The organism is Arthrobacter sp. Hor0625 (genome assembly GCF_052567525.1).
Window position 1 is genome coordinate 700,911 of the sequence record NZ_CP199586.1, and the last position, 14,866, is coordinate 715,776.

18 protein-coding genes are annotated in these 14,866 nt (G+C 68.4%); 1 reads left to right on the forward strand and 17 read right to left on the reverse strand.

Features of this window, described 5'->3' with window-relative positions; all coding sequences use genetic code 11:
• Positions 1 to 16: 16 nt before the first annotated feature.
• A complete protein-coding gene (locus tag ACTWLI_RS03060; RefSeq protein ID WP_445155227.1) occupies positions 17 to 499 on the reverse strand; it encodes a Dps family protein in 483 nt (160 codons plus the stop codon).
• A gap of 146 nt (positions 500 to 645) precedes the next feature.
• Entirely contained in the window at positions 646 to 1,464 is an 819-nt protein-coding gene (locus ACTWLI_RS03065) for a sigma-70 family RNA polymerase sigma factor (protein WP_445155228.1), read from the reverse strand.
• A gap of 227 nt (positions 1,465 to 1,691) precedes the next feature.
• On the opposite strand from ACTWLI_RS03065, the gene flgN reads away from it, so the two are divergent.
• Complete coding sequence (gene flgN, locus ACTWLI_RS03070) at positions 1,692 to 2,207, forward strand: flagellar export chaperone FlgN (protein ID WP_445155229.1); 516 nt, start codon at positions 1,692 to 1,694, stop codon at positions 2,205 to 2,207.
• A 146-nt stretch (positions 2,208 to 2,353) separates the two neighbouring features.
• Here the strand turns inward: flgN and ACTWLI_RS03075 are convergent, their stop codons facing one another.
• The 15 genes from ACTWLI_RS03075 to ACTWLI_RS03145 all read right to left on the reverse strand — a co-directional run bounded on the left by ACTWLI_RS03075 (position 2,354) and on the right by ACTWLI_RS03145 (position 14,853).
• A complete protein-coding gene (locus tag ACTWLI_RS03075; protein ID WP_445155230.1) occupies positions 2,354 to 2,605 on the reverse strand; it encodes a carbon storage regulator in 252 nt (83 codons plus the stop codon).
• 9 nt (positions 2,606 to 2,614) lie between these two features.
• The gene (locus ACTWLI_RS03080) at positions 2,615 to 3,787 is read right to left on the reverse strand and encodes a hypothetical protein (RefSeq protein WP_445155231.1); all 1,173 of its coding nucleotides are present in this window, start codon (positions 3,785 to 3,787) and stop codon (positions 2,615 to 2,617) included.
• Positions 3,765 to 5,813, reverse strand: coding sequence for a flagellar biosynthesis protein FlhA (locus ACTWLI_RS03085; RefSeq protein ID WP_445155232.1), 2,049 nt, complete (start codon positions 5,811 to 5,813; stop codon positions 3,765 to 3,767). Before ACTWLI_RS03085 ends, ACTWLI_RS03080 begins: the two co-directional genes overlap by 23 nt.
• 37 nt (positions 5,814 to 5,850) lie before the next feature.
• The gene (locus ACTWLI_RS03090) at positions 5,851 to 6,933 is read right to left on the reverse strand and encodes an EscU/YscU/HrcU family type III secretion system export apparatus switch protein (RefSeq protein ID WP_445155233.1); all 1,083 of its coding nucleotides are present in this window, start codon (positions 6,931 to 6,933) and stop codon (positions 5,851 to 5,853) included.
• Positions 6,933 to 7,691 carry a flagellar biosynthetic protein FliR gene (locus ACTWLI_RS03095; protein ID WP_056741137.1) on the reverse strand — a complete coding sequence of 253 codons (759 nt, stop codon included), beginning with the start codon at positions 7,689 to 7,691 and terminating at the stop codon, positions 6,933 to 6,935. Before ACTWLI_RS03095 ends, ACTWLI_RS03090 begins: the two co-directional genes overlap by 1 nt.
• A 1-nt stretch (position 7,692) precedes the next feature.
• Positions 7,693 to 7,968, reverse strand: coding sequence for a flagellar biosynthesis protein FliQ (gene fliQ / locus ACTWLI_RS03100; RefSeq protein ID WP_056741139.1), 276 nt, complete (start codon positions 7,966 to 7,968; stop codon positions 7,693 to 7,695).
• A complete protein-coding gene (gene fliP / locus ACTWLI_RS03105) occupies positions 7,965 to 8,792 on the reverse strand; it encodes a flagellar type III secretion system pore protein FliP (protein WP_445155234.1) in 828 nt (275 codons plus the stop codon). Before fliP ends, fliQ begins: the two co-directional genes overlap by 4 nt.
• A complete protein-coding gene (fliO, locus tag ACTWLI_RS03110) occupies positions 8,789 to 9,349 on the reverse strand; it encodes a flagellar biosynthetic protein FliO (protein ID WP_445155235.1) in 561 nt (186 codons plus the stop codon). Before fliO ends, fliP begins: the two co-directional genes overlap by 4 nt.
• A complete protein-coding gene (gene fliN, locus ACTWLI_RS03115; RefSeq protein WP_445155236.1) occupies positions 9,350 to 10,078 on the reverse strand; it encodes a flagellar motor switch protein FliN in 729 nt (242 codons plus the stop codon). It abuts the gene before it with no gap.
• Positions 10,075 to 10,971 carry a flagellar motor switch protein FliM gene (locus tag ACTWLI_RS03120; protein ID WP_445155237.1) on the reverse strand — a complete coding sequence of 299 codons (897 nt, stop codon included), beginning with the start codon at positions 10,969 to 10,971 and terminating at the stop codon, positions 10,075 to 10,077. The genes fliN and ACTWLI_RS03120 overlap by 4 nt, the downstream gene beginning before the upstream one ends.
• An 85-nt stretch (positions 10,972 to 11,056) precedes the next feature.
• On the reverse strand, positions 11,057 to 11,884 hold the full coding sequence (locus ACTWLI_RS03125; RefSeq protein ID WP_445155238.1) for an OmpA/MotB family protein: 828 nt from the start codon (positions 11,882 to 11,884) through the stop codon (positions 11,057 to 11,059).
• The gene (locus tag ACTWLI_RS03130) at positions 11,881 to 12,702 is read right to left on the reverse strand and encodes a motility protein A (protein WP_445155239.1); all 822 of its coding nucleotides are present in this window, start codon (positions 12,700 to 12,702) and stop codon (positions 11,881 to 11,883) included. Before ACTWLI_RS03130 ends, ACTWLI_RS03125 begins: the two co-directional genes overlap by 4 nt.
• A gap of 3 nt (positions 12,703 to 12,705) precedes the next feature.
• Complete coding sequence (locus ACTWLI_RS03135; protein ID WP_445155240.1) at positions 12,706 to 12,993, reverse strand: flagellar FlbD family protein; 288 nt, start codon at positions 12,991 to 12,993, stop codon at positions 12,706 to 12,708.
• Positions 12,994 to 13,215: 222 nt separating this feature from the next.
• Positions 13,216 to 14,388, reverse strand: coding sequence for a flagellar hook protein FlgE (locus ACTWLI_RS03140; protein WP_445155241.1), 1,173 nt, complete (start codon positions 14,386 to 14,388; stop codon positions 13,216 to 13,218).
• Positions 14,389 to 14,418: 30 nt separating this feature from the next.
• Positions 14,419 to 14,853, reverse strand: a complete 435-nt coding sequence (locus ACTWLI_RS03145; protein ID WP_445155242.1) for a flagellar hook assembly protein FlgD — start codon at positions 14,851 to 14,853, stop codon at positions 14,419 to 14,421.
• Between the last annotated feature and the right edge of the window lie 13 nt (positions 14,854 to 14,866).

The following is a 14,866-nucleotide window of genomic DNA, read 5'->3' on the forward strand; positions in this document are numbered from 1 at the left end:
TTTGGCAGAGGTACTGCTACTTCTTCGGCTCCGCGGTGGTGACGGAGGCCGAGGCGCGCATGGTTTCGGCGTTGACCATCCAGGCGTACTGCTCAAACTTGGCGATGAACGCGTGCAGCAGGTCGGCGGTGGTGGGATCTTGCTCGTCAACCTCGTCGTGCACCTTGCGCATGGTGCCGACGGCGGCCTCGAGGGCGGCGACGATCTTGTCGATCGCGTCCTTGGTGTTGATCAGGCCAGTGGGGAATTCGGCCAGCGCCGTGGTCTTGGAGACTGTGGAGCTGCGGCCGTCCGGAAGGGCGTGCAGGGCGCGCATGCGCTCGGCCATCTCGTCGGCGAAACCGCGGGCGGCCTCGATGATCTCGTCAAGCTGCAGGTGCAGATCCCGGAAGTTGGTGCCCACAATGTTCCAGTGCGCCTGCTTGCCCTGAACGTGAAGTTCGATCAGGTCCACGAGAACGGCCTGCATGTTGCTCGCCAGGGTAGGTGATGCTTTCATGAATCCTCCTTGATAGGAACGTCTGGATGGGCGTTATGCCTCAGACGCTACCGCAGGGAGGAGACGGCAGGCGACGGTCCGGTGCAAATTTCACGATCAGCTTACTAAGCGAGCTTACTAAGCACTCCGTGGCGCCATAGCGACGCCTAAACAGCCTGGTTCAGCACCGGTCCCTGCGGGAAAATGGCCCGGGTGATGCCGCCGGCCGTAGCCTCCGACAGCTGGGCGAGGTAATCGTTGCGCCGGCGCTGGGTAATCCGCGACTGCGGCTCAAAGCCCTGGTCCGGGTCGTCCGCGTAGTGGGCAGTGAGTCCGTCGCGCATCAGCCGGATGGCCTCCGCGCGCTGCTGCGACACGGCCGCGTGGGTGGAGCCCAGTTCCGCGGCGAGGTCCTTGACGGTCCGGTCACCAAAGTAGATTTCCTCGACGACGTACCGCATCCGCTCGGGCAGGGACTTCACGGCCGCGCGGAGGTACTGCAGGCGCTCATCGGCGAGGACCGAGCTTTCCGGCGACAGCGTTTCCGCGGCCAGCGTGTCGACGACGGCGTCGTCCAGGGGGGTGAGGGTGCGGGAGGCGTCCGCCAGGGCAGCTTCGACAACACTTTGCTGGACGCCCAGCGCCGAAGCGATCTCCTCCACCGAGGGCGTGCGGCCGAGCGCGCCCGCCAGGGTTTCCTGGACCGACATGGTCTCTTTGATCCGCCGTCGGGCCGACCTCGTGGCCCAGTCACTGGCGCGCATCTCATCGGCGAAGGCGCCGAGGATACGGCGGCGGGCGAAGGCGCCGAAGGGCACACCCAGGCCGGGATCAAAGGAGTCGGCCGAGGTAATCAGGGCCACGGCGCCAGCCGACGCCAGATCATCGCGCGAGAGGTGGGACGCCTTCGAGCACAATTCTGAGACGAGGTAGCCGACCAGCGGAAGATGCTGGATGACCATCTCGTTGCGTTCCACGCGATTCAATAGTGTTGTCCCCCCATGAGACCGGATCAGGAGTTTTAAAACCCTGAGAGCCGCACCCGCAAACGGTCCCGCACTCCCCCCATGGGAGGCGGTGTTCGAAGCCCGGGCGCAGCACCCAGAACGAAACCTATCACCTGATCCGGAATCTGCGTGTACCCTCAGGGAAAAGCTTGGCGGAAAATGCGGGAAGCCGTAATTTGGCCGGGATGGCGGGGGAAATGGGGCCCATGGGTGCAGGGGATCTTTCGGCGGCGCTGTGGCAGGAACGAAGGCAGCTCGAGTTGCTGCTGTTCCGGCTGGAAACGCAGCGCCTTCACCTCGCCGCCGGCAACATCGAGTGGTTGTCCTTTACCGCCTCGGAGGTGGAGTCGGTACTGGACCGGCTGCGCTTCGAGGCACTGGCCAGAAATGTCGAATCGGCGGCGGTTGCGGCCGAGTGGGGGCTGCCGGCGCAGGCGACACTTATCGAACTGATTGCTGCAGCGCCGCCGGGTGCCTGGCCGGATGTTCTGCGGGACCATCTCGACGGGCTCCGTGCCCTGCTCGTCCGGCTCGGCGACACCGCTGCGGCCAGCGAGCGCATGATCCTCGGACTGGAACTGCCGGCCGGCAAGGGCGACCCGGCCGCGATGGTCGAGCAGCTGACAATGGCCGGGAACGTCGAACGCGCCCTGTCCATCACGCGCCGCGCAGCGCAGCCGCTGTTGATGCAGTACCTGGGCGACGACGCGAACTCGCACTGATTACGACGTCGGCGGCGCCGCACCCGGGTGAGCCCCGGCCCGTGTTGGTCGGCGGTCTCAGTCCCGGGCGGGCGGGGGCAGCAGCCCGCGCAGCGCGTCCTCGGCGCCGCACCCGGGTGAGCCCCGGCCCGTGTTGGTCGGCGGTCTCAGTCCCGGGCGGGCGGGGGCAGCAGCCCGCGCAGCGCGTCCTCGGTGCCGGAACCGGCGTCCGCGCCGGCCTGGGCGGCCGCCAGGTTCGCGGCGGCAATCGCTTCGATGACTTCGCGCCGCTGGATCGGCACGCCGCGGGGCGCTTCGATGCCGATCCGGACACCGTCGCCGCGGCCCTCAAGAACAGTGATGACGATGCCGTCGCCGATCATGATCTGTTCGCCCGGCTTGCGTGTAAGTACCAGCATTCTCTCAATCTACCCTTCGTGGCCGGACGCCGCGGCCCACGGCAACGGACGGGTCGCGGGCCGGCCGTCGATCCAGCCCACCGGCAGGCCCAGGGCCTCGACGCTTTCCGGCGTGCCGGTGTCCGCCGCCCCGACAACGGCGACGGCGGCCAGGTCCAGGCGGGAGCGCAGCACACCGACCCAGCGGGCCGTGTCCTCGGCCTTGCGCCCGGCGTCCACCACCACCCACAGCTGGTCCGGTGACAGCGAGGCGATCGCCTGCAGCCGGGCCAGGGTGTTGCGGGCCTTGCCCAGTCCGAAGGCGGCAATGACTGTCTGTTCGGTCTCGACGGCGTGCGCGCGCGCCGCCGTCGCGCTCTGGCGCCCGTCCAGGTGCAGGTGGCCGTAGGCGCTCAGCTCCCCGGCGGTGCGCACGTCCGCCCCGCCGGCGGCGATGGACATGGCCAGCGCCGTGTCGAGGGCGTCGTCGCCGAGGCCGACCAGCACGACCAGGTCCCCGGTGCCGCCCAGCGGCGCCGGGACGATCTCCCGCACCGGGGCGGTAGCACGCACCGGGCCGGGGGCCGTCCGCGCCTCGGCCGGTGTGGCGGCGGACCTCGGCGGCGCTGCGGCGGCCTCCCCCGCGGTGGTAGCAGTGGCGGTGGCAGCAGTGCCGGCTGCGGCGGGGACTGCCGGACGCAGGCCCGAGCCCAGCTGGTCCAGCAGTTCGGCGAAGCCGGGCGTCGCGGTGGACACCCCCGGCGCGGCGGGCCGGTGCAGGGTGAGCTCGGCGGCATCCGCTTCGGCCAGCAGCGCCGCGATCGCGTCGCCCTGCAGCTCGTGGCCGGGGACGGCGGCAGCCTTCGGCGCGCCGGCCTCGGGCCGGCGGTTCTGCCCGGTGGCCGGTGTCCCGGCCTTCGGCGCGGCCGCATCGGGTCGGCGATTCTGTCCGCTGTCCGCTTTCGCCGCTTCCTCCCCCTCGGCCAGGATGTCGGCGTCGGGCACCACCTCGCCGGTGACGACGTCGTGCGTGGGCTGGACCTCAACGATCGCCTCGTAGCGGTTGGCGGCGAAGAGCCCGGCGATCCCGGGGCTGGTCACGCGCTCCGCGGAGACGATCCGTGCCGAGGGCCCGTACTGGGCCCCGGCCTTGCTGCGGATTTCCTCCAGCGAGGCTCCCTTAAGCCGAAAGCGGTTCGGCATGGCGCACTACTCCTACTGTTTCGATCCGGACATTGGCGGAAGTGACTTCGCGGTAGGACAGCACCGGCAGGGACCCGGGCTGCGACCCGACAAGCCGGTGGATGGCCGGGCGCAGGGCGGGGGCGCAGACCAAGACGGCCTGGCGGTTCGCTGCAGCCGCGGAGTCCATCGCGTTCTGCACCGAACGGAGCACGGCGTCGAGCCGGTCCTGCCCCATCACGATCTGGCTGCCTCCCTCGGCCGGACGCATGTCCTCCAGCATGGATTGCTCCAGCAGCGGGTCGATCATGATCACGTTCAACACGGGCCCGTCCATGAATTTGGCGGTCAGTGCCGGGCCGAGCGACTGGCGTGCAGCCTCGACCAGCGACTCCGGGTCGGTGGAGACCTTGGCGCGCAGGGTCAGTGCCTCGTAGATCCGGGCGAGGTCGTTGATCGGGACCTGCTCGTCCAGCAGGCCCTGGAGCACGCGCTGCAGTTCGGCCAGGGTGAGCAGGGCCGGGGTGAGTTCGTCGACGGCGGACGGGCTCTGCTTCCGCACGCCTTCGGTGAGCACCCGGACGTCCTCGCGGGAGAGCAGCCGGGCGGCGTTGGCCGTGACGATCGAGGACAGGTGGGTGACCAGCACCGAGACCCGGTCGATCACGGTCGCCCCGGTCATTTCCGCGTTGTGCCGCATTTCCGCCGGGATCCACTTGCCGGCGAGCCCGAAGACCGGCTCGATCATGGCCACGCCGGGCAGCGAGTCCAGCGACTCCCCCAGGGCCAGCAGCTGGCCGCCCGGGGCGGTGCCGCGGCCGGCCTCCACGCCGGCGATGCGGATGGCGTAGGTGGCCGGGGGCAGGTCCACGCTGTCCCGGGTGCGGACCGGCGGGATGACCAGGCCCAGTTCCATGGCGATTTTATGCCGCAGCGACCGTACCCGGGCCAGCAGGTCATCGGAGGCGCCGGAGACCATGTCGACCAGGTCCGGGGCGAGCAGGATTTCCACCGGGTGGACGCGCATGTCCTCGAGGAGCTTCTCGTTGGGGTCCTGTTCGGGCGCGCCCAGGGCCGCGGCTTCGGCGTCGCGGGCCTGTTCGGCCTGCAGCTGGCTCGCCTTGGTGCGGCGGGAGGCCAGGATCAGTCCGGCGCCGACCAGGATGAACGGGATGGGCGGCATGCCCGGGATGAAGGCCATGGCCAGGGCGGCGACGCCGGCGATCATCAGGGCGTTGGGCGACTGCAGGAGCTGGGTGGAGGCCGTCCGGCCCATGTCCGCCTCGGCGTTGGACCGGGTGACGATCATGCCGGTGGAGACGGCCATGAGCAGCGCCGGGATCTGGGTGACCAGCCCGTCGCCCATGGTCAGGATGCCGTAGGTGTTCAGCGCGTCGCCGATCTCCAGACCGCGCTGCAGCATGCCGATGGCGATGCCGCCGATGAAGTTGATGATGATGATGATGATGCCGGCGATCGCGTCGCCCTTGACGAACTTGGAGGCACCGTCCATGGCGCCGTAGAAGTCGGCCTCCGCGGAGACCTCAGCACGCCGTTCCCGGGCCTGGGTGTCGGTAATCAGTCCGGCGTTGAGGTCGGCGTCGATCGCCATCTGCTTGCCGGGCATGGCATCGAGGGTGAAGCGCGCCCCCACTTCCGCGACGCGTTCGGCGCCCTTGGTGACCACGACAAACTGGATCACCACGAGGATCAGGAACACGACGGCGCCGATGATCATGGAGCCGCCCACGGTGACCTTGCCGAACGCCTCGATGACCTGGCCGGCGTAGCCGTTGCCCAGGACCAGCCGGGTGGAGGCGACGTTCAGGCCCAGCCGGAACAGCGTGGCCACGAGCAGCAGCGAGGGGAACACGGAGAAGTCCAGCGGCTTCTTCACGAACATGCTGGTCAGCAGCACCAGCAGCGCCAGCAGGATGTTGCAGACGATCAGGAAGTCCAGCAGCGGCGCGGGCACGGGAACGACCAGCAGCAGCACAATGCCGACAATGCCGATCGGCACCGCCAGCCGGGCAAGCCTGTTGTTCATAATGCGGTCCTTTCACAGACGCTGGTTCGAAGCGTGGTCATAGTGCGGCTCCCGCCATGCGGTGCAGCCCGGCGGCGGCGCCGCGGGCCTTGAGCGACATGACGAAGGCCAGCACGGCGGCCACCGCGTGGTAGAAATCGACCGGGATTTCCTGGCCCAGCTCGCACGCGCCGTGCAGCGCGCGGGCGAGCGGAATGTCCTGGACCATGGGCACGTCCTTGGCCTCGGCTTCCTGCCGGATCCGGGCGGCCACGTGGCCGGCGCCCTTGGCGACCACGCGCGGCGCGGACTTCCCGGGTTCGTATTTGAGCGCGACGGCGACGTGCGTCGGGTTGACGAGGACGACGTCGGCGTCCCCGATCGCGGCGATCATGCGGTTCCGGCTCATGGACAGCTGCCGGGCCCGGCGCTGGGAGCGGATCAGCGGGTCGCCTTCGCTGCTCTTGTTCTCGTCCTGGACTTCCTTCTTGGACATCCGGGTCTTCTTCCGGTTCCGGCGCATCACCACGAAGTAGTCCACGGCCGCCAGAGCGATGCCGGCGAAAACCGCGAACTGGACCAGGGAGGAGATGCCTCCGCCGGCGGCCGCGACGACCCCGGCGACCGGGAGTCCGCCCGCGGTGAGCAGGACCGGGACCAGCCCCTGCACAACCGAGTACAGGACGAGGCCGACGACGGTGGCCTTGAGCAGGGCTTTGACCCCGCCCCAGAGCGCCTGGGTGCCGAAGACCCGTTTCAGGCCGCTGAACAGCTTGAAGTGTTCAAAGTCCACGCGGAACTTCTTCAGATGGATGCCGCCCTGCAGGGCGGACCCGGCCACCACCACGACGAGGACCACGATCAGCATGGGCGCGAGGATCCCGGCGAGCGAGCCGAGTCCGTCCTCGAGGGCCTTGACGGCCTTCGCCGGGTCGGGGGCCGCCATGACGCCCCGGACGCTGAAGACCTGGTCGGTGGCTGCGTTGGCCGCGCGGTCCACGGTGGCGGGGATCATCACGGCGGCGGCGCCGACCGCCAGCCAGGCGGTGAGGTCCTGCGAGCGGGAGAGCTGGCCCTTGGAGCGGACCTCCCGCATGCGTTTGTCGGTGGCTTGCTCGGTTTTTTCCTGTGAATCCGACATCAGCCCACCCCCAGCACTGTCCTGGCGGCCTGGCCGGCGAGGGTGGAGACGATCCTGGGCAGGGCCAGGAAGAGGAACCCGGCGAGCGCCAGGGTCAGCATGATCTTGAGCGGGAAGCCCAGGGAGAACGCATTCAGCGCCGGCGCCACGCGGGTGAGCAGCCCGAGTCCGACGTCGGCGAGGAACAGCACCACCAGCAGCGGGCCTGCGATCTGGACGGCGGCGAGGAACATGCCGGTCACCGCGGAGATCATGGCCTGGACGGGCTGGGCGAGGTCCAGTCCCCCGGCCAGCGGCAGCGCGGTGAAGCTGCCGGTCAGTCCGCCGATGACCAGCTGGTAGCCGTCGGAGGCGAAGAGCAGGGCCAGGGCGGCCATCTGCAGCAGCCGGGTGAACTGGGCGCCGTTGACCATCATCTGGGGATCGAACGCCTGCGCCATCTGGAACCCGCTGAACAGGTCGATCAGGCTGCCGGCGGACTGCACGGCGGAGAAGACCAGCATGACCAGGAACCCCAAGGCCAGGCCGGTGACGAGTTCGAGGACCACCCCGGTGAAGAACCCGGCCGTGTCACGGGCGGTGTAGCCGCCGGCGAGCCGCTGCGAGACGGCCAGGCCCAGCCCGACGCCGAGCATCGCCTTCACCCGGCCGGGGAAGGCGTGGTGGGCGAACGGCGGAGCCACGACCAGAAACGCCGTCATCCGGACGGTGGCCAGCAGGAGGACTTCCAGCCACGTCTGGTCGATCGGGATGCCCACCTCACAGGCCTCCGAGCAGGGCCGGAATCTTGGCGAACAGGTCGTTGGTGAACGCGACCATCTCCGAGATCATCCAGTGCCCGCAGACCACCAGGGCCACCGCGACGGCGGCGAGTTTCGGAACGAAGGAGAGCGTGGCCTCCTGCAGCTGGGTGATGGACTGCAGCAGCGAAATCGCCAGGCCCACGACCAGGGCCGTCACCAGCACCGGGGCCGAGAGCTTGGCGGCGACGATCATGGCCTGGAGGCAGATGTCCAGGACGGCGTTGGCGTTCATCCGGTGCCCGCATAGCTTTGCACCAGCGAGGTGATGATCAGGCCCCAGCCGTCCACGAGGACGAAGAGCAGGATCTTGAACGGCAGCGAGATCATCACCGGCGGAAGCATCATCATGCCCATCGACATCAGGGCCGCGGAGACGACCAGGTCGATCACGAGGAACGGGATGAAGATGACGAAGCCGATGATGAAGGCGGCGCGGAGTTCGGAGATCATGAACGCCGGGATCAGCGTCTGCAGCGGAACGGCCTCGGGCGTGGCCGGGTTCTCCATGCCGGCGGCGCGGGTCATCAGGGCGATGTCCTCTTCCCGCGTGTGGGCCAGCATGAAATGCTGCAGCGGGCCGGAGCCGGCGCTGAGGGCGCCGTTGAAGTCGAGTTTCCCGTTCAGGTAGGGCTGCACCCCGAGCGTGTTCATCTCGTTGATGACCGGCCACATGACGAAGATCGAGAGGAACAGCGCCAGCCCGGCCAGCACCTGGTTGGGCGGGATGGACGGCAGCGACAGGGCGTTCCTGGTCATCGCCAGAACCACGAAGATCTTGGTGAACGACGTCATCATCAACAGCAGGGCCGGCGCCACGGACAGCAGCGTGATCCCGATCAGGGTCAGGACGGCGGTGGAGGGCTTGCCGTCCATGCCGTTGATTTCGATGTTAACGCTGCCGGTGTCCGGGCTGGCCGGCGGGGTCGGCGGCACCGGCGGGATGGGGGCGGCATGGCCGGCGGAGGCATTCAGCCACAGCAGCAGGACCGCCAGGAGCACGGCGGAAAAGCCGAACGCCAGCACCCGGAGTATCTGGGAAGTGAGGGGGCGGATCAATTGCTGCGTCCGCTCCTGAGAGCGGCAGCGGCCTGCTTCCAGGTGGAACCGGCCAGGATCGATCCGTGCAGCGGCGGGTGGCCCACCGGCTGGCCGGTGCGGCCCGGGGCGGTCCGGGCGTGGGCTTCGCGGTGGATGGAACTGCGGCGGGACAGCGGCCGGTCCGGTGAACCGGCCTCGACCGCCTCGGCCGTCTCGGCGGCGGGGGCTCCGGCGGCGCCGGCCGTGGCTGCCCCGGCGAGGGCCTGGGCGAACGCAGCCGCGGCACCCCGCCGGGAAGCCGGCAGCACCGCTTCGACGGTCTCTTCGGGCGCGTCCCCGGTGTGCAGCACATTGACGGCGTGGTCGGTGACGCCGAGCAGGAAGCGCTTGCCGCCGGCGTCGACCACGACCACGGAGGCCCGCTGGCCGACGCTCTGGCGGCTGACCACATTCAGGGTGGCGTCAGCACGACGTCGTCCGGTGCCTTTGCCCAGACGGCGCTGCAACAGCCAGATCAAGCCCAGCACCGCGCCCAGGGCTACGGCTACCCGCAGCCCGAGGATCAGCGAGTCCATTCAGCTAAGCCCCTCGGCCACGTCGAGGATGCGGGTGATCCGCACGGCGTAGTCCTGGTCCAGGACCACCACCTCGCCGTGGGCGATCAGCCGTCCGTTGAGCAGGACGTCGGCCGGGGCCCCGGCGGAGCGGTCCAGTTCGATGATCTTGCCCGGCTCGAGCGAGAGCACGTCGCGCACCGACATGCGGGTGCGGCCGATCTCCACGGTCAGGGCCATTTCGATGTTGTTGATCCGGCCGAGCCGGCCGGCCACCGTGTCGCCGCCGCCGAAGGGGTCGCCGCCGCGGTCCTGGCCGGCGCCGTTCTCGCGCAGCCGGACGGCAAACCAGGCCGCCGGGCTGGAGCCGTCGGAAAGTTCGAAGATGGCGGTGTCCGGGTCCGTGAGCAGGCCCGACGCGTCGGATTCGCGCAGGTCGGAAAGCACGCCGGCGCCGAAGACGGAGCTGGCGCTTTCCATCGCCGGGCGGAGCACATCGGTGACGGAGACGACGCCGAGTTGGCCGCCGGCCATGCCGCCGGCCGCCTCGTCGAGGAAGGTCCGGTCGCTGAGCATGAGGGCCAGGTCCGCGGTCACGGACCCGACGAAGGTGGCGGTGACGGCCTGGCGGGCATAGGCCGCGGCGGCGCGGGCCGGGACCAGCGCCACGACCTTCAGCGCCACCGGGCTGGGCAGCTCCTCAACAAGCCGTTCCGCCGACGATTCGTGCTTGGTCAGGGTGATGCTCATTGCTGGTTCTCCTCGATTGTGACAATGACGGCGGCGGCCCGGGAGCCGTTGCGGGCCGGAGCGGCGGTGGCCAGCCTGGTGCCGTCCAGGGTGACGTCGAACGGCCGGTTTTCCAGGTGCGGAAGGGTCAGCACGTCACCGACCGCCAGGCCGAGCACCTGGCTGGGGGTGACATACGACGTCGAGAGCCGCACCGAGAGCTCCACCGGCACGCGTTCGAGTTGGGAGCTGACCCGGGCCGCCGCGTTGCCGCGGTCGTCCGTGGGATTGACCTTTTTCAGCCGGCCCAGCAGGATGCCGGCCGGCACCGCCAGGGTGGCGGGGGCGCTGATGTCGCCGACGTTGATCGTGAACGCGGCCACGATCATCAGCTCGCTCGGCGGCGCCGCCTGGGCGAACTGGGAGTTGTACTGGACCGTGTCCACCCGGATGGTTTCGCTCAGCAGCGGTCCCAGCGAGTAGCCCAGGTCCTCGAGGGCCTCGTCCATGAGGCCCTTGACCAGGGCCTGTTCGATCTGGGTGAATTTCCGGTCCGGCATGGTCGTGTCGGCGGAGGCGCCGAGCATGCGGTTGATCCAGCCCAGGGCCGAGGGGGCGGGGAACTGGACCACGAGTTTGGGGTCGTGCGACTCGACCGTGCACAGGACCATGGCCGTGACGGCCGGCAGCGACGCCGCGTATTCGTCATAGCTCTGCATGCGGACGTCTTCGAGCCGGACCACGGACTTCACGCGGACCTTGGCGGTCAGCTGGGTGCCCCACTGGCGGGCGAAGGTTTCGAAGGCGAGTTCCAGGACGCGGCTGTGTTCCCGAGCCAGCGTCGCGGGACGCCGGAAGTCGTAGACGCTGACGGTCCGCTCCCGTGCCACTTCCCGCTCATCCAAAACACTCACGGTTGCCACTATCGGCCGACGATCCGCCGGCGTAAGCAATCGAGGGCAGGCAGTTCCGGCGGGTTCCCGCCGGTGGCAGCAGGCCCTACTTCTGGCTGAGTTGCAGTGCCTTCGGGATGAGGGCACGGACGACGTCGGGCTTGTCCGAGATCACCACGATGTCGACCCTGCGGTTGCGTTCCATGAGCTCCGGCGTCGAATCGTCATTGACCTGGCGGGCGGAGCCGAAAGCGACGGCGCCGATCCGCTGCTGCGGGATCCCGCCGCGGTCCACCATGTAGCGCAGCACGTTGACGGCGCGCGCCGAGGACAGTTCCCAGGTGGACGGGTATGCCGTGATGCCCTTGGCCGCGTGGCCCTCCACCATGATCTCCAGCGCCGCGGGGCGGAGGATCGGCGAAATGATCTCCAGCACCCGGGAGGCGCGGGGCGTCAGTTCGGGCCGGTCGGGGTCGAAGAAGGCCTGCGAGCCGACGAGCTTAACGGTCAGCCCGCGCTGGTCGATCTGGAATTCGACGTTCTGGCTCAGCCCGGCCGCCGCCAGCCCGGCCTTCATCTTCTTTTCCAGGGCCTTGAGCCGGTCAACTTCCTTTTTGGCGGCCTCGAGGGCCGCGTCCTGGGTCTTCTTGTCCTCCGACTGGACGGCGGAGAACGCCTCGAGGTCCTTGTCGACAAACTCGGGCGGAACCACCGTGCCGGAGGCTGTGTCCACGGTCTCCGAGGCGACCGTGCCGAAGCCGGTGGCGAGTGAGTTGCGCAGCTTTTCGAACTTGTTGGCGTCGACTGTGGACATGGCGTAGAGGACGATGAACAGGCACATGAGCACCGTGACCATGTCCATGTAGGAGGCCATCCAGCGTTCGTCGACGTGGTGCGCCTCGGGTTTCTTGCGCGGCCGCCGGCGGCCGCTCACGCGGCCGTGTCCATCGGCTCCGCATGCTCGTCGCCGCTGGGCGCCTTGCGGCCCTTGTCGGCGTTCTTGAGCTGGTGCTCGGGGACCATGGAACGGAGCCGTTCGGCCAGCAACAGCGGCTGGGCGCCGGACTGCACGGCGAGCATGCCTTCCATCACGAGGGTCATGCGTTCGATCTCCAGCTCGGAGAGCCGCGCCAGGCGCGAACTGAACGGCAGCCAGATGAAGTTGGCAGAGAGCAGGCCCCACAGGGTCGCGACGAACGCGGCGGCGATCATATGTCCGAGCTCGTCCGGCTTGGAGAGATTCTCCAGCACGTGGGTCAGCGAGACCACGGTTCCGACGATCCCGACGGTCGGGGCGTAGCCGCCGAGGCTGGCGAAGAACTTCGACGAGGCGTGGTCGCTGCGGGACTTCGTGTCGATCTCGTCCTCCATCTGCATGCGGAGGTCCTCGGCGTCGGTGCCGTCTGCGATGTTCTGCAGGGCCCGGGCCAGGAACGGGTCCTTGACGCTGGCGGCCTCTTCCTCAAGGGAGAGCAAGCCCTCGGCGCGCGCCTTCTCCGCGAAGCGGACCATCTGGTCGATGCTTTCCTGCGGCTTTGCGGTCTTGCCGACAAACATGGCCGGCACGGATTTGAACGCCTGGATGACGTCCTTGAGCGTGTTGCCGGCCAGGCCGATGGCCAGGGTGGCTCCGAAGACCAGGATCAGGGGCCCGGGCAGCAGCAGGGCGGTGATGCTGCCGCCTTCAATGAGCACCATGGCAATGACGGAGCCAAAGGCAAGGAGAAGTCCTACGGCTGTTGCGGGATCCATGACTTACTTTCTTGGTGGTTCAGGTGCGGAGTGGTCGGCGTCGTCATCCGCATCGGCCGGCGGGACGAGGCTGAGCGGGAAACCGGTGACTGCGGGAAAGTCCCGGGCCTTGCTCAGCACGTAGGCCCGGTAGTCGGCAATCAGCTCCACCACCTCGGCGAGGCTTTCCAACACCACGTACGCGGCGCCGTCGAGCGTGACCAGGTGGGTGTCCGGGCTCTCGTGGATCCGTTCAATCAGGTCCGGATTGACCGCGAAGCGCGTTCCGTTGAGGCGAGTGACAACGATCATGGGCCGATTCTCTGGGGACTGCCCGGCTGGTCGGCCGGACGACGGGATGGGATGTTCTCCTTTTACTGTCGGCCGGCGCGCCCATTTCGTTAGGCGCCGCGCTGCCCGCTCCCCCGTTGCTCTCTCACTGCTGGCTGCTCTGACGCGGAAATGTCATACGGCCGCTGCAACGCTCTGGGCGTTGCAACGACCGCATGATTTTTGCCGGCCTGGGCCGCGGGGTTAGCGCTTGAGGTTGCCCAGTTCCTGCAGGACCTCGTCGGAGGTGGTGATGATGCGGGCGTTGGCCTGGAAGCCGCGCTGGGCGACGATCAGGTTGGTGAACTCCTGCGAGAGGTCCACGTTGGACATTTCCAGCGAGCCGCCGGCCAGGGTACCGATCCCGGCATCGCCCGCTGCGCCCAGCAGGACGTTGCCGGAGTTGGCGGTGGCGACGTAGGAGGAGCCGCCGGCCTTCTCCAGGCCGGCAGGGTTGGTGAACTTGGCCAGAGCGATCTTGGCCAGGACCTGCTTGACGCCGTTGCTGAAGGATCCGATCAGCGAACCGTCGTTGCCCAGGGTGAAGGACTCAAGCTTGCCCACCGGGGCGCCGTCCTGTCCGGCGACCGTCAGCGAGCTCATGCCGGAAAAGGCGGAAACCTGCGAAAGATCGACGTTGATGCCGCCGAGTGCCAGCGAGGAGCCGGACGTGAGCTTGCCGTTGGCGAAGGTCATGGTCATCGAACCAGTGGTAGCACCGTCAAGTCCGTCCACCTTCCAGCTGTTGCCGCCGTTGGGGGTGAATTTCAAGGTGATGTCGCGGGCAGCGCCGGTGGCATCGTAGACCTTGACCACACGCTGCAGCGGATCATCGGTCGCGAGCGCTTCGCCGGGCAGGTTGCCGTCCAAGGTGACCTTGGTGGTGGGGGTGGCGATCATCGTGTTCGGGTTAAGCGTGATGTCGCCGATGGCGCCGGCCTGGTCCACCTTGCCGTTGTTGGCGGTCCAGCCCTGCAGGATGCCGCCGTCGGGGCTGACGAGCTGGCTGGCGGCGTCGAACGTCATGGACCCGGCACGGGTGAACAGCTGCTGTCCGCCCTTGCTGGTGACGAAGAAACCTTCGCCGGAGATCATCATGTCCGTGGCACGGCCGGTGCTCTGCGAGGAGCCCTGGGCGAAGTTGGTGCTGACACCGGCGACGCGGACGCCGAGTCCGATCTGTGCCGGGTTGCTGCCGCCGGACTCGCCCTGCGGCGCAGAGGCGCCCTGGGTCATCTGGGAGAGGGTGTCCTGGAACTGGGTGGAGGACGCCTTGAAGCCTGCCGTGTTGACGTTGGCGATGTTGTTGCCGGTGACGTCCAGCATGGTCTGGTGGGCGCGGAGGCCGGAGATTCCGGAGTACAGCGAGCGGAGCATGGGAACTGCCTTTCTACGGGAGGAAAACGGCTAGGAAGCGGCCGGTGCGGTGAGGCCGCTGATGGAGTCGAGGGGAATGGAAAGCTCGCCGACCTTGACGGTCGGCACTGAGCCGGCGAAGGAGACCGAGCTGGCGATCCCGGAGCCGGCGGTGCCGTCGGGGAGGGTGTAGTCGACGGAATGGCCGATCAGCTGTGCCGCGGCGGAGCGCATCTGCAGGGAGAAGCCCTCCTTGCTGTTGCTGGTGAGCTCGGTCATTTTTTCCATCATGGACAGCTGGATGGTCTGGGCCATCATCTGGTTGGTATCCATGGGGGCACTGGGATTCTGGTTCTTCAGCTGGGCCACAAGGAGCGACATAAACACGTTGGCGTCCATGGTCTGCACGGGTGCCCGGACGGCTGCAGCCTCCGGGGTCGTCCCCGCGGCCGTCACCGGCTGGGGGGCGATGGGCTGGATAGTCATGAGTCGGGTTCCT

What these genes read in the sequence shown, in the direction of transcription:
- ACTWLI_RS03080 (WP_445155231.1), bottom strand. Translation starts at nt 3,787, where the DNA reads ATGCCGAACCGCTTTCGGCTTAAGGGAGCCTCGCTGGAGGAAATCCGC.
- fliO (WP_445155235.1), bottom strand. Translation starts at nt 9,349, where the DNA reads ATGGACTCGCTGATCCTCGGGCTGCGGGTAGCCGTAGCCCTGGGCGCG.
- flgN (WP_445155229.1), top strand. Translation starts at nt 1,692, where the DNA reads ATGGGTGCAGGGGATCTTTCGGCGGCGCTGTGGCAGGAACGAAGGCAG.
- ACTWLI_RS03140 (WP_445155241.1), bottom strand. Translation starts at nt 14,388, where the DNA reads ATGCTCCGCTCGCTGTACTCCGGAATCTCCGGCCTCCGCGCCCACCAG.
- fliQ (WP_056741139.1), bottom strand. Translation starts at nt 7,968, where the DNA reads ATGAACGCCAACGCCGTCCTGGACATCTGCCTCCAGGCCATGATCGTC.
- ACTWLI_RS03145 (WP_445155242.1), bottom strand. Translation starts at nt 14,853, where the DNA reads ATGACTATCCAGCCCATCGCCCCCCAGCCGGTGACGGCCGCGGGGACG.
- ACTWLI_RS03130 (WP_445155239.1), bottom strand. Translation starts at nt 12,702, where the DNA reads ATGGATCCCGCAACAGCCGTAGGACTTCTCCTTGCCTTTGGCTCCGTC.
- ACTWLI_RS03135 (WP_445155240.1), bottom strand. Translation starts at nt 12,993, where the DNA reads ATGATCGTTGTCACTCGCCTCAACGGAACGCGCTTCGCGGTCAATCCG.
- ACTWLI_RS03060 (WP_445155227.1), bottom strand. Translation starts at nt 499, where the DNA reads ATGAAAGCATCACCTACCCTGGCGAGCAACATGCAGGCCGTTCTCGTG.
- ACTWLI_RS03075 (WP_445155230.1), bottom strand. Translation starts at nt 2,605, where the DNA reads ATGCTGGTACTTACACGCAAGCCGGGCGAACAGATCATGATCGGCGAC.
- ACTWLI_RS03085 (WP_445155232.1), bottom strand. Translation starts at nt 5,813, where the DNA reads ATGAACAACAGGCTTGCCCGGCTGGCGGTGCCGATCGGCATTGTCGGC.
- fliN (WP_445155236.1), bottom strand. Translation starts at nt 10,078, where the DNA reads ATGAGCATCACCCTGACCAAGCACGAATCGTCGGCGGAACGGCTTGTT.
- ACTWLI_RS03090 (WP_445155233.1), bottom strand. Translation starts at nt 6,933, where the DNA reads ATGTCGGATTCACAGGAAAAAACCGAGCAAGCCACCGACAAACGCATG.